The 12300-nt window shown below is 49.5% G+C and carries 11 protein-coding genes; 2 read left to right on the top strand and 9 right to left on the bottom strand.

Going from position 1 to position 12300, the window contains the following annotated elements:
* Nucleotides 1-261: 261 nt before the first annotated feature.
* From ACJJI7_RS14630 to ACJJI7_RS14605, 6 genes are all read right to left on the bottom strand, one after another.
* Nucleotides 262-1524, bottom strand: a complete 1263-nt coding sequence (locus ACJJI7_RS14630) for a patatin-like phospholipase family protein (protein ID WP_020414838.1) — start codon at nucleotides 1522-1524, stop codon at nucleotides 262-264.
* Nucleotides 1525-1683: 159 nt separating this feature from the next.
* Nucleotides 1684-2697: a YhdH/YhfP family quinone oxidoreductase gene (locus tag ACJJI7_RS14625; protein WP_353375098.1), complete on the bottom strand. Its 1014-nt coding sequence runs from the start codon at nucleotides 2695-2697 to the stop codon at nucleotides 1684-1686.
* A gap of 50 nt (nucleotides 2698-2747) precedes the next feature.
* Nucleotides 2748-3899 carry a protease SohB gene (gene sohB / locus ACJJI7_RS14620; RefSeq protein ID WP_444901865.1) on the bottom strand — a complete coding sequence of 384 codons (1152 nt, stop codon included), beginning with the start codon at nucleotides 3897-3899 and terminating at the stop codon, nucleotides 2748-2750.
* 47 nt (nucleotides 3900-3946) lie between these two features.
* Entirely contained in the window at nucleotides 3947-4597 is a 651-nt protein-coding gene (locus tag ACJJI7_RS14615) for a hypothetical protein (protein ID WP_020414835.1), read from the bottom strand.
* A gap of 49 nt (nucleotides 4598-4646) precedes the next feature.
* The gene (gene nudC, locus ACJJI7_RS14610; RefSeq protein ID WP_282951045.1) at nucleotides 4647-5456 is read right to left on the bottom strand and encodes an NAD(+) diphosphatase; all 810 of its coding nucleotides are present in this window, start codon (nucleotides 5454-5456) and stop codon (nucleotides 4647-4649) included.
* Between the two features lie 19 nt (nucleotides 5457-5475).
* Complete coding sequence (locus ACJJI7_RS14605; RefSeq protein ID WP_020414833.1) at nucleotides 5476-7182, bottom strand: FimL-related protein; 1707 nt, start codon at nucleotides 7180-7182, stop codon at nucleotides 5476-5478.
* A gap of 379 nt (nucleotides 7183-7561) precedes the next feature.
* Here ACJJI7_RS14605 and nhaB point away from each other — a divergent pair, with 379 nt between their 5' ends.
* Complete coding sequence (nhaB, locus tag ACJJI7_RS14600) at nucleotides 7562-9097, top strand: sodium/proton antiporter NhaB (RefSeq protein WP_020414832.1); 1536 nt, start codon at nucleotides 7562-7564, stop codon at nucleotides 9095-9097.
* An 80-nt stretch (nucleotides 9098-9177) separates the two neighbouring features.
* Here nhaB and dnaQ read toward each other — a convergent pair whose 3' ends face one another.
* The 3 genes from dnaQ to ACJJI7_RS14585 are packed head-to-tail and all read right to left on the bottom strand — an operon-like array spanning nucleotide 9178 to nucleotide 11197.
* Nucleotides 9178-9906, bottom strand: coding sequence for a DNA polymerase III subunit epsilon (gene dnaQ, locus ACJJI7_RS14595; protein WP_282951047.1), 729 nt, complete (start codon nucleotides 9904-9906; stop codon nucleotides 9178-9180).
* A gap of 13 nt (nucleotides 9907-9919) precedes the next feature.
* On the bottom strand, nucleotides 9920-10357 hold the full coding sequence (rnhA, locus tag ACJJI7_RS14590; protein ID WP_020414830.1) for a ribonuclease HI: 438 nt from the start codon (nucleotides 10355-10357) through the stop codon (nucleotides 9920-9922).
* Between the two features lie 51 nt (nucleotides 10358-10408).
* The gene (locus tag ACJJI7_RS14585; protein WP_444901866.1) at nucleotides 10409-11197 is read right to left on the bottom strand and encodes a methyltransferase domain-containing protein; all 789 of its coding nucleotides are present in this window, start codon (nucleotides 11195-11197) and stop codon (nucleotides 10409-10411) included.
* 140 nt (nucleotides 11198-11337) lie between these two features.
* On the opposite strand from ACJJI7_RS14585, the gene gloB reads away from it, so the two are divergent.
* On the top strand, nucleotides 11338-12192 hold the full coding sequence (gene gloB, locus ACJJI7_RS14580) for a hydroxyacylglutathione hydrolase (protein WP_353056837.1): 855 nt from the start codon (nucleotides 11338-11340) through the stop codon (nucleotides 12190-12192).
* Nucleotides 12193-12300 lie beyond the last annotated feature (108 nt).

The following is a 12300-nucleotide window of genomic DNA, read 5'->3' as shown; positions in this document are numbered from 1 at the left end:
CGTCATCAAAAGTTAAAAACACCACCCTGAGAAGCCAACCACAGAAGGCGCACTAACAAAAGCATGTAGACTTCCAACATAACAAGTGAACACTTCAAGAGGTGCAAGAGAGATAAGCCAATAAGCGCAACCGTTAACCAACAAAACAGTCAGATAGGAATTTGTTACAACCAGTAAATTCACGCATAGCGAAACAAACCACTTTTATCGACCGAATACTTCTCAACGTTCCCTTGCGATATTAACTACTGGCTATTGGAGCTATTCCCGAGCGTTATCATTTGGGGTACCTTCCGAATCTTTCCCTCGAACTCCAAACAAGCCCTTACGACCTTCGATAACTTCTGTTACAGGCCGCAAAAAATGACTTAGCTTATCCTTTTCCCACATTGCATCCTGATATCCGAGCTCAATCAATTCCTCTATATAAGGTCTTTCAAAGAGCAGATAGCTGGCAGCTGATACACCGCCTCCGGCACTGGTAGCACCTGTGGAGCGAAATAGCCAGCGCAGCGCAGGGGGAAGAAACTGCAGCTTTTTCCCTCCCAGCCAGGCAAGGCTTTGCGAGGGTTCAATCACCACAGACTCTACCGGGCGCAAAGGCGCCAAATCGGAATATTTCTCTTTTTCTACAGATTCCAACAGGCTGTTTACCCTATCCATATGCTCCAAATCCCCCTCAAGGCTGTCAATGAAGGCAGCGTTGAACCACTGGGCAGCTATCTGGGCCATTGAAGGAGAATGCATTTGCCTGTCAGTGCGCCGGCTACCCCAGTGTATGGGGGAGCGGTTATCCGATACACCTACAATAAACACCCGCTTTGCACCAAGGTGCAAAGCGGGACTGATCGGGGCCATTTGACGTATGGCACCATCACAGAAATAAATATCTTCAATTCTGACAGCGGGAAAGATTGCTGGAATAGCTGCTGATGCGAGTAAATGATCCACGGTTAGCTCGGTAGGCACACCAAATCGCCTAAAGCGCTGCCAACTCTTCACGCCATCGGCAGCTTGATAAAAGCTGACTGACTCACCTTCACTGTAGGAAAGTGCGTTAATGCAAGTGGCATGTAAATGCCCAGCATCGATATTTTTCTGAATATTGCGAAAGTCGATAACTTCCTTGAGCAATTTTCTCAGAGGTGAATTATCGAGTAGTGCCAGAGGTTTTTGTCGCCCCACCCCCTGGTTAAGTAATGATCGGCTAATTGAAAATAGATTGCCTATAAGGCTCCACCAACTAGTACGATAAACGCGCTCAACACTGAGGCTCATCCACACAGAGCACATGCTATCAACGGCTTCTTTGAAGGTGCCGGGATGGGAAGCCAGCATCATTGCATTCATCGCACCAGCAGAGGTGCCGCAGATAATTTTAAAAGGCCGAGGATTATCCTCTGGTACCACCTCCGCCAAGGCCTTTAGCACACCTGCTTGATATGCCGCACGGGCACCACCACCGGAGAGAACCAGCGCGCTGTTTTCATCGAGAAATGAAGACTCGTTGTTACCTTTAGACAATGTGCTCTTCCAACAGAAATAGACCGCCAATAACAGCATTTACCAAAATGCTATTGAAAACAAAGCGGACAAACAAATACCAATGCTTATATGCAGCCTATAAATCAACTCAGTTAAAAATCTGGATTTTGTAATTATTATTCCGAAAAGTTAAGCTGCTTACAGGGACATATTTACCACGTAACGGCCAATTCCATGCCCCCTATGAATACGAGCAAGAAACTCCGGCGCCTGCTCCAAAGAAATATCTTCAGCGATCCCGCGGAGCTGATTACCGATATACCAATCCCTCGAAAGCCGCTGCCAAACCGCGCTCTTTTTTTCAATTGGTAGCTCAACACTATCGACACCTAAAAGGCTGATGCCGCGCAAAATAAAGGGGAATACGTTGGCATGGAATTGTGCCCCGGAGGCCATTCCACAAGCAGCAACACCGCCACCATAGGCCAATGACTTAATCACATTGAAAAGTGTTTCACCGCCTACAGTATCTATTGCCCAGGCCCAAAGAGGCTTTGCCATAGATTTACTGGCAAATGGAGCCAAGGTATCCCTATCGAGAACTTTCCAGGCACCTAAATTAGTCAGGAAATCCGCAGCTTCCAATTTACCTGTCACCGCCGCCACACGGAAACCCAGCTTAGCTAACAGTGCCACTGCAATCGATCCGACCCCACCCGTAGCACCGGTCACCAGAACCTCCCCATCCTCAGGGACCGCACCAGACTCAAGGAGCTTCTCCACACACAATGCCGCTGTCAGGCCAGCCGTACCCAGAGTCATTGACTCCCTGGCAGTAAGCCCCTGCGGAAGAGGCAACGCCCACTTGGGGGGAATGGCAATCATTTCTGCCAAGCCCCCCGGCGTATTCATGCCCAAATCATAGCCAGTGACCAACAATTCCGTACCGGGTTTATAAGTGCCACTATGATCCTCCAACACCTTGCCTACCGCATCGATACCCGGCGTATGGGGATACTCCCGGGTAATACTACGGTTACCAAATGCGGACATCGCGTCTTTGAAATTCAGAGAGGAATGAGAAACTGCAAGCAACAAGGGATTGTCTGGCAGGTCACAGACCTGCCTTTCAACCAAAAGCTGGTCGAACTTACCTACGGCAACCTCTTCTACCCTTATTGCCCGGAAACTTTCATCCCTGAAATTGTTCATGTGAAAATTTCCTGTCTATCAAAGATTTCAACCCTGCTTGAGGTGCTTATTTATTGCGCGTGATGCCGCCAAGCAGCTAACCTTGAGAATAGACGAGTCATCGCGGACTCTACTCCTGCCTCAGCAGCCAGCCCCATTTTCTTGGCAATATTCTTCTTTTCTTTGTACTCCACCTGATAAAGGTCAGCACCTTCTGCACTATGAGTCAGATACTCATCGGAAGTCTTGAGTTCATCAACAAGCCCAAGGGACAAAGCCTTTTGCCCAAACCAGACTTCACCGGTAGCGACTTTGGCAATATCCAGGCTGGGTCGGTATTCACTGACAAAATGCTGGAACAACACGTGGATCTCTTCCAGATCACTCTGGAATTTCTCACGGCCTTCTTCAGTATTTTCACCAAACATTGTTACTGTGCGCTTGTACTCTCCTGCAGTAAACAACTCATAGTCCACATCATGACGCTTAAGTAAGCGATTAAAATTGGGGAGCTGTGCGAGCACACCAATAGACCCCAACATCGCAAATGGGGCAGCCAGAATTCGATCAGCCACACAGGCCATCATATAGCCGCCACTAGCCGCGACTTTATCTACTGCAATAGTGAGGTGTATACCCGCGCTGCGTATACGCGCCAGCTGACTAGCCGCAAGGCCATAGTTCGCAACCATACCGCCTGGACTTTCCAGGCAAAGAAGCACCTCATCTCCCGTTTTTGCCACCTGCAGGATCGCAGTAATTTCTTCTCGTAGGTGGGAGAGCGCACTTGCTTTAATATCGCCATTAAAATGCATTACGAAAATACGTCTGCGATCCTCAGAGGACACTGCAATGCTTTTTTCAGATTTTTCTGCCTGAGCTTCTGAAGTGCCTATTTCTTGCTTCTGGCTATCACTTTCTTTTGCTGCTTTCTTCTTTGCTTCAGCCTTATGTCTCTTCACTAATGCCTTTTCTTCAGCTTTTTTTTCCTTCGCAAGTTGCTTCTTGCGATGGGCAAACTCGTGCTTTTCCATGACCGCTTCCAGCAGGGTGTCTTTGAACTGCTCATAGCGGTCATTCAAACGTGTAACACTAATATGCCCCTGAACACGCTCCTTTAGCTGTTCGCGATTGGCAAAAATAAAGCCTATCAATATCATTAGGGCCACAATCACTGTGACAATTTTTGCCAGGAATAGGCCGTACTCAATTAAAAATTCCACTTAAACTCCAGATTGCTACCTTTCAACATTAAAATTTATTACTCATATCACTTCCAGCCATCCAGGGCGGAAGTTGCCTGCTTGTTCAGCGGCCTTGCCAATAACCCACTGTGACTGATTCGAACATCGTAAACAGCTCCATCCTCCATAGGAAGAAAGGTTGCGCTACCATAAACGGCATCAACGAAAGGCAGGCTTTTATCAAAACCTTTAACAAACCGCCAAACATCCACTCCGTAATTGGTGCCGTCGATCTGGTGGACCGAACGCTCCCGGGCTCGTTCATCCCTCAAGGTTAGGTAACGCCCGCTCAGCCGGTCCAGTCTGTATGCCGGTTCAATGCCCCAACGGGCCAAATGGCCCTGCCATTTCAGCATTCGCGCATCCAACTGCCACTGATCGCCATACAGCTCAAATTTCTGAGAAATTCCATCGGCATCAGCGAATTTAACTTCGAACTGCTGCTCGGCCACCTTTCGGAAAGAGACAATACCGACGCTGTGCTCTTGAGCCAGATTGCGATAACTGAAGACATCAGCCGCCACCAGGACTATCCATAGGGCCAAACCGAAAAAGATCAAGCCCGCCGAGCCTCGCAGAAAGCCCATCACCCAGCTTCCACTTAACAGTACTCGCGCCCCCCAAAAAACAAGCAGCAATGCCAATATGGCAATCAGAAAGGTGATCAAGATGTACATAAATTATTGTTCTCCATACTTCTTAGCTGAGCCGTTAGAACAACCACGGCTACTTTCCCGCCGCGACCTGCTCCACGAAAGTGTGAATCAGCTGTCCCGAGAGAGTCTGCACAGGTGGAATTTCCGGCAGCGATCTATAGTGAAACCATTGTGCTTCTTCAATTTCATTCGGATCGGGACACAACTCACCGCCCTGCCACGCCGCAAGATATCCCAACATCAATTGGCCGGGAAATGGCCAGGGCTGGCTACCGATATACTGCAAGCTACCCACCTCTAAGCCTACTTCCTCACGAACTTCACGCTTGAGCGCTATCTCAGCGCTTTCACCCGGCTCTATAAAACCCGCAAGCGCGGTATAGGTGATATTTCTACGATTCGCATGACGGGCAAGCAGGCACTCTTCTCCTCGAGTGACCAGCATAATGACACAGGGAGAAATTCGAGGATAAACCGTCAATTGGCAGTTCGGGCAGGTTCTGGCCCTGTCGATGGAATGGTAGTGAGTTGCGGTCCCACAGCGCCCACAAAAGCGATGGTCGCGGTCCCAATGCGCGATCTGTAGAGCGCGGCCGGCCAATGCAAATAAATGCTCGTCTGTGGAGGTTAATAAACTGCGCAGGTTACGCCAGTCATGCCCGCGAATATCCAGCAGGCTGGATAACACACGAACACCGCAACTTTGTCCTCCCAACTCCCCAAGGTAGTGGTTTGAAATTACAGCCTCGGCCAAAAATATATCCATCTCATGGATAAACTGGTCTCCTCGACAGAGCACCAACCCCTCAGCCACAATAATTTGTTGGGAAAAATCTGGGGTAGCCCACACATTTGCAGCGGGCTCAAAGCGTTCGACCAAAAGAGCCTCCTAATTCAGGTTAAACCGTCTCTACGGGATAACCAAGTGCAGCCAAGCTCTCCACAGCGAGGTTAAGGGATTGCACATCGGCCTGACGGTGCAGCTTTACCTCGCCAAGGTAGTACTCAAGGCTGATAATAGCATCGGCGAAAATATCCAGTGACTGCTCAACATCAGGACCTGCATCGTGGCGATCTACCACTGTTTCAACAAATTTAAATAAGCCTTCAACCACCGAAGCAGCGCGCTGTAGGTTTAAGACGATCAACCCCCCACGCACAGAGTTAAGAGTGGTCGAGACGTTGCGGATATGGCCATGGTCATAGCCGGAATCTGCATATGCAGCTAGAGCGCGCTTTATCAACGCAAGGCCAGCTTCCGCCTCCTTAAGCACTGCTACCTCTGCCTCTGCCAGCTGGCTATGCTCAAAAGCAATATCCGCATGGCCGTACTCATCGAGATCAATATTGGTACTCTGCTTTAATGCCCGCACAGTACTATCCACCATCAACACTTGACCGGTGAGCTTCTGTAAAGCTGAATCTGCGACAGAACCTCCTGCACCTGCAGCACTTTGGTATTCAGCTACGGCATTGCGCAGACTCTCGCCCACTCGCTTGAAGTTCAACATTTGCAAGGTACCAGCAACGCGTCTCAGGGTGCTGGCTAGTCCATCATTCTCATCGATATCGGAGATACCGATCAGCTCAATATCATCCAGCATCCGGCGCACACTGGATAACTCTTCATCCAGTGCACCAGCTACAGCAGAAATTGCAGTGGCACCAGGCCCACCCAGGCTCGCGCGCTCCCTTTCCAGTTCTTCCTCAGTATATTCAAGGGATTCTGCCGAAAAGATATCGAGAAGCTTACTCCCAGCCTCAGCAGGCTTCGACAGAGCAAGCCAATAGATGCATTCTTTCAGCAATATCGGGGGTGCAGGCTGGTCTAGAGCAGCGTCACACTCCTTTTGCAGGGCACGCAACCAACGATCAAACATACTGAATACCATTACCCTGGAACGGCTAATACGCATTTCACAGGCAGCCATACCTGTCAGGGCGGCACCAGCCACGACCCACAGGCGCCCATTTGGACGCCCAGAAGTGATACTCGCAATCCGCTCCAATGCTCGGGCCATCATGGTGAAAGCCGGGCCGCGGGGTTTGCCACGCAATAATGCCAAGAGACCTACTTGATACATATGCCGGAACCTACGGACAAAACTACGCAAGTCTTCGGACATTACTGCCGAGGCGCCCATGCCAGGTATTGAGGCATCCAGGTTACAACGAAAAAAATGGCTTTCAGGTACCGGCGGCTGGGACCGCGCAGCCCTAAGGTTATTAATAAAGGGGATCAGTAATTCTGGCCTGGCTATGGCCCGACTCTGCACAAAATCGAGGTACCGGCCCAATACATAAAGCCCACTACCCAGAGCTTCCATTAGCTCCTCTGTGGCTTGCTGTCGCCCTTCCAACACTTCGGTGAGCGCAGTTATTTTCTCCTGGGCAAGCAATTCTCCAGCATGGAGCTGCACCATCTGCAATACGCCACTCACTTGCCTAAGAGCTGCCAAGCATTGCTCCAGTGACTGCTTCTGGGTGGTATCTGCTGCAAATTTGTCCAAGTGAGAGGTAGCGTTATCTACTGCTACTACCAGCTCATCCTTGACCACATTGACAGAAGTGATGTTGATCTTGCGCAATTCACTCTTTGACTGCACCGCTGCACTCTTCCTGTAACCGAACAAAAAATAACCAAAACAAAAGGTTCTGGCCTAGTAAAGGGCAATTTATACCAATAGAGAAAAGAGTCCACCTTTCCGCCAATAAATTCCACCGAATATTCGACAAATCCTCTGCTACCTCCTCTGAACCCCTAAATTACTTGAATTTTCCGGAAAACCCAGTAGCGTTTGCTACTTTCAAGTGTGCAGATGTGCACTTTTTTTGCGCTTACGCCCAAAAAACAATCAGCTTCACCAGCTGAACACAAGGGAAAGAGAGATCGCGGCTAAGGGCTTTCCCAAAATGCCGCAAAGGGCAGGGACAACCCGACACTTCAATTTGACCCAAACACTGGGTTACCCAGGGAAGTAAATGATGAACACTTACAACAATGCACTGACGGCTTCCGGTAGCGGTTTTGGCCGGGCTTTTGCGGATAATTTTCTCGGCGAAGCCCCGGATTGGTACAAACTGACAATAGCTGCCTTTCTTCTATTAAACCCAGTAATACTTTATGTCAGCGGCCCTTTTATTACCGGGTGGGTACTGATTGCTGAATTCATTTTTACCCTGGCAATGGCACTAAAGTGCTACCCACTTCAACCCGGAGGATTGCTCGCTATTGAGGCCGTCCTTATGGGAATGACCAGCACAGATGCGGTCTATCATGAAGTAGTCGAGAATATTGAAGTTATCCTGCTGCTGATGTTTATGGTCGCCGGGATCTACTTTATGAAGAGTCTCTTACTCTTTGTGTTTACCAAGATCCTAATTCACGTGAACTCAAAGAGTATGCTCTCGCTACTGTTTTGTGCAGTAGCTGCAGTACTTTCAGCATTCCTAGACGCACTTACAGTTACTGCTGTACTAATCGCGGTAGCTGTAGGCTTTTACTCTGTTTATCACCGGGTCGCCTCCCAGCAACCCCACCACCACCATGACCATGATCACTCAAATGACGAACACGTAGTGGAGTACCACCGGGAGGACCTGGACCAATTCCGGGCCTACCTGCGCAGCCTTATCATGCATGGTGCCGTAGGTACTGCATTGGGAGGCGTCTGTACTTTAGTGGGTGAGCCACAAAACCTACTGATTGCCGAAAAAGCCGGCTGGGAGTTTCTTCAATTCTTCCTGCAAATGGCGCCGGTCACTATCCCCACCCTATTTGCTGGGCTTATCACCTGTGTATTCTTGGAAAAAACTAAAATCTTAGGCTACGGTGCCCAGCTTCCTATAGCAGTGCGTGAAGTATTGTTGAACTATTCGAGAGAAGAAGAAAAGAAGCGTACCTCTGCACAGGTGGCTGAACTCTGGGTACAGGGCATTGTTGCTCTGCTGCTTGTATTCGCATTGGCCTTCCATGTTGCCGAAGTGGGTATTATCGGCTTGATGATCATTGTGCTTTTGACGTCCTTCAATGGTATTGTTCAGGAGGCCCGAATTGGACACGCCTTTGAAGAAGCCCTGCCTTTTACGGCTCTATTGGTGGTATTTTTTGCCATTGTTGCGGTGATTCACCAACAGCATCTGTTTGAACCGGTTACCCACTTCGTACTATCACAAAAGCCTGAACAACAACCGGGTTTACTGTTTTTGGCCAACGGCATACTGTCCATGATCAGTGATAATGTTTTCGTAGCCACGGTGTATATTAATGAAGTTAAGACTGCCCTAACTGCGGGCGACATCACCCGTGAACACTTTGACAAGTTGGCCATTGCAATTAATACAGGAACCAACCTTCCGAGTGTTGCCACACCGAATGGACAGGCAGCCTTCTTATTCCTGCTCACCTCAGCCCTGGCTCCGTTAATCCGTTTATCCTACGGGCGTATGGTAATCATGGCTTTGCCATACACTATCGTGCTCACTGCTGTTGCGCTGGTTTGCGTTGTTTACGCAATTTAATGAGATTCAAAAACACTAAATCCTAACAGCTACTTCACTTCTATCGCACAATAAAAAAGCCCGCTATGCGGGCTTTTTTATTACCAAAAATGCTTGCCTGAGGATTTCTCCAGTAATGCCAACATGGATTGGTGAGCTTCTAATTCCCCTCTATCTGCCTGAACTACAAGCAGGGGCTCACGATCAGCTGAGAGCCTACGGATTACCGATGAAGTGTCTTCATTCTGCCCTTTATCCCCATCCTCTTGATTGTGCCCATCGCCACCCTGAGCCAGTATTAAGTCAGTCTGGCCGCCGGTCATCATCAAGTAGACGTCAGCGAGAATCTCCGCATCCAGCAAAGCGCCATGCAGGTCTCGCTGGGAGTTATCGACAAAATAGCGCTTGCACAGAGCGTCCAGGTTGTTCTTCTGGCCAGGGTGCTTTTCCCGCGCCAAAGCCAGAGTATCCAGGACAGTGCTGTGGGCTGCCACATTTTTCCAGCGGGGATTGCCGAGCAGCCTCAACTCAGCATTAATAAAGCCAACATCAAAGGGAGCGTTGTGAATAACCAACTCAGCCCCCTCACAAAAGTGCATAAACTCATCCGCGATTTGCGCAAAGACCGGTTTATCGGCAAGGAATTCATTGGTAATACCATGAACTTCTATAGCGCCATCTTCCACTTGCCGCTGCGGATTAATGTACTGATGGTAATGGCGCCCGGTCAGCTTGCGGTTAATCAGTTCCACGCAGCCAATTTCAATGATCCGGTGACCACTTTTGGGATCCAGGCCGGTAGTTTCCGTATCGAGGACAACTTGACGCATTTTCTACTCTCCCTCAGGACTCCAGCTCATCAATACCACGGTTAGCTAACTGATCCGCCCGTTCATTGCCCGGGTGGCCAGCATGCCCTTTTACCCAATGCCACTGCACTTGGTGACGAGCAACACTCTCATCCAGCTGACGCCAAAGATCAGCATTTTTAACTGGCTTTTTGTTGGCGGTTTTCCATCCGTTTTTCTTCCAATTATTGATCCAGCCGGTAATACCCTGGCGCAAGTACTGAGAGTCCGTATGCAAGTCAACCAGGCATGGCTGTTTAAGCGCTTCCAGGGCCTGAATTGCCGCCATTAGCTCCATACGATTGTTGGTGGTGTGAGACTCGCCACCACATAGCTCTTTTTCCAAATCGCCATAAACCAGCAAGGCTCCCCAGCCACCAGGGCCTGGATTACCACGGCAGGCACCATCGGTATAAATAGTTATTTGTTTCAAAATTGACGCCAAATTAGGAAAGTAGCCGATGTGCGAAACCGCTCCGCAGGATCAGCGCTTCTGATGCTTACCCCGCGCCGCAACACGGGGGCTCGTAGGTGTGGCCACCAAGGCGGGTTTTCGCTGGGTACGCCAGTTAATTTTTATGGTGCGTACTCGCGCCACCTCTTTGCGCGCGACTATGATGTAAAAGCCCCCCCAAGGCAAGCGCCAGCGGGATCCCAGGCGCTCCATCCAAGCCGTTTTAGCTAGCAACTCCCGCTGCTGTAATGGCAACCGAAAGAACCCCCGGTGCACTTTATCTGCCTGTAAATCCAGGAGATTCATCCAGTCTGCCACACGGGCAGCGCGCATTTGGTTGCCCTTTTGGTATGCACCGCGAGAAAAAAGCATCCGTGACAAACCGAGAAGAGAGAAAGGATTAAACCCTATCAACAACATATGACCACCTGGTATCAACACTCGCGCAGCTTCTCTGAGTATCTGGTGGGGGTGCGCTGAGAAGTCCAGCAGATGGTGCAATAGAACGACATCTATAGATTCAGATGGTAGAGGCAGATGCTCCAACTCTACCAGCGCAGCTCCCTTCTGCTCCGGACAGGCAGCGAGGCGGAATCGATGATTAATACGACTGGAGTCCGCAAAATCCACAGCGTCTGTTACTCCGACCTGCATCAGATGGTAACCAAAGAAGCCCTCAATCAAGGGTTGCGATAGCGCCAGCTGCTGGGACAGTATTTCCTGACCCAAACTACTGGAAAACCAGTGTGACAGAGCCGGGCAGGCTTTTACCAGTGACGGCAGCTCCGAGTCGTTCCGCGACCTGAACTTATCAGTCATTCAATCTCCTAATTAAAAGCCAGCAATATCCTGGCCTCAAAACCACCCGATACAGAGGTTCACCCCGAAACCCAACAGCAGTTTAACAAGATAAGGTAGCGTTATTTGCTATGGATTTAAAAGGTAAATCAGGCCACTAAATGTGCTTTCAGCACACTACCACTCTGATTACATGGTATCGTTTCCAGCCCCAGATGGCAGGCAGGATCAATATGCTCTCAATAACACCTATTCCCGCACTTAGAGACAACTATATCTGGCACCTCAACAAAGGCGACGAGCACTGGGTTGTCGATCCAGGGGAAGCTGCTCCAGTTATCCAGGCACTTAAAGGCGACTCTCTGGATGGCATTTTGATCACCCATCACCATTTCGATCACACTGGAGGAATAGCTGAACTGAGAAAGCACTATCACTGCCCTGTTTACGGACCCAAAGCAGTAAAAGGTGTGACAAATACGATTACTGAGGGAGACAGCCTTCAGATACTTGGCACTTCCCTGCGGGTTTGGAGCATTCCGGGCCACACCCTCGACCATCTCGCTCTGATCCTTGAAGGGCAAGGCAAAAACGGAGCTCTGCAAACTCATCTCTTCTGCGGCGACACCCTTTTTGCCGCGGGCTGCGGGCGATTGTTTGAGGGCAGCCCTGAACAGATGTATCAATCCCTACAGCGGCTTTGCACCCTACCGCCGGCAACACAAATCTACTGCGCTCACGAGTACACTTTGGGTAACCTGAACTTTGCCAAATCTGTTGAACCAGACAACCCAGCAGTAACCCAGCGCTTGCAAGAATGCCAGCTACTCAGAACTTCAGGCAAACCTACGCTGCCATCCAATATCATTCGGGAGAGGGAAACCAATCCATTTCTACGCTGTGATATTCCAGAGGTTAAGCAAAGTGGCGCGCGACACTTGGGCCGCAATAACCCTGAAAGCCTGAGTGAAGTTGAGGTATTTTCGAGCCTGAGAGACTTAAAAGACCACTTTTGACAAAGTGCCCTCAGCTAAAATCCTGTAGCAATCAAACTTGAATAAACTGTCTATATTTTATTCAGTCGCGTTGACCGAAACTATTCCTGCTATTTAGAATCATATGAC

The sequence above is a fragment of the Microbulbifer variabilis genome (assembly GCF_056232115.1).
This window is presented reverse-complemented; position numbering and strand designations above follow the sequence as displayed.

Coding starts and splice junctions, on each gene's coding strand:
- ACJJI7_RS14615 (WP_020414835.1), bottom strand. CDS start 4,597: ATGTACATCTTGATCACCTTTCTGATTGCCATATTGGCATTGCTGCTT.
- nhaB (WP_020414832.1), top strand. CDS start 7,562: ATGAACACTTACAACAATGCACTGACGGCTTCCGGTAGCGGTTTTGGC.
- ACJJI7_RS14585 (WP_444901866.1), bottom strand. CDS start 11,197: ATGACTGATAAGTTCAGGTCGCGGAACGACTCGGAGCTGCCGTCACTG.
- dnaQ (WP_282951047.1), bottom strand. CDS start 9,906: ATGCGTCAAGTTGTCCTCGATACGGAAACTACCGGCCTGGATCCCAAA.
- gloB (WP_353056837.1), top strand. CDS start 11,338: ATGTGCTTTCAGCACACTACCACTCTGATTACATGGTATCGTTTCCAG.
- ACJJI7_RS14625 (WP_353375098.1), bottom strand. CDS start 2,697: ATGAACAATTTCAGGGATGAAAGTTTCCGGGCAATAAGGGTAGAAGAG.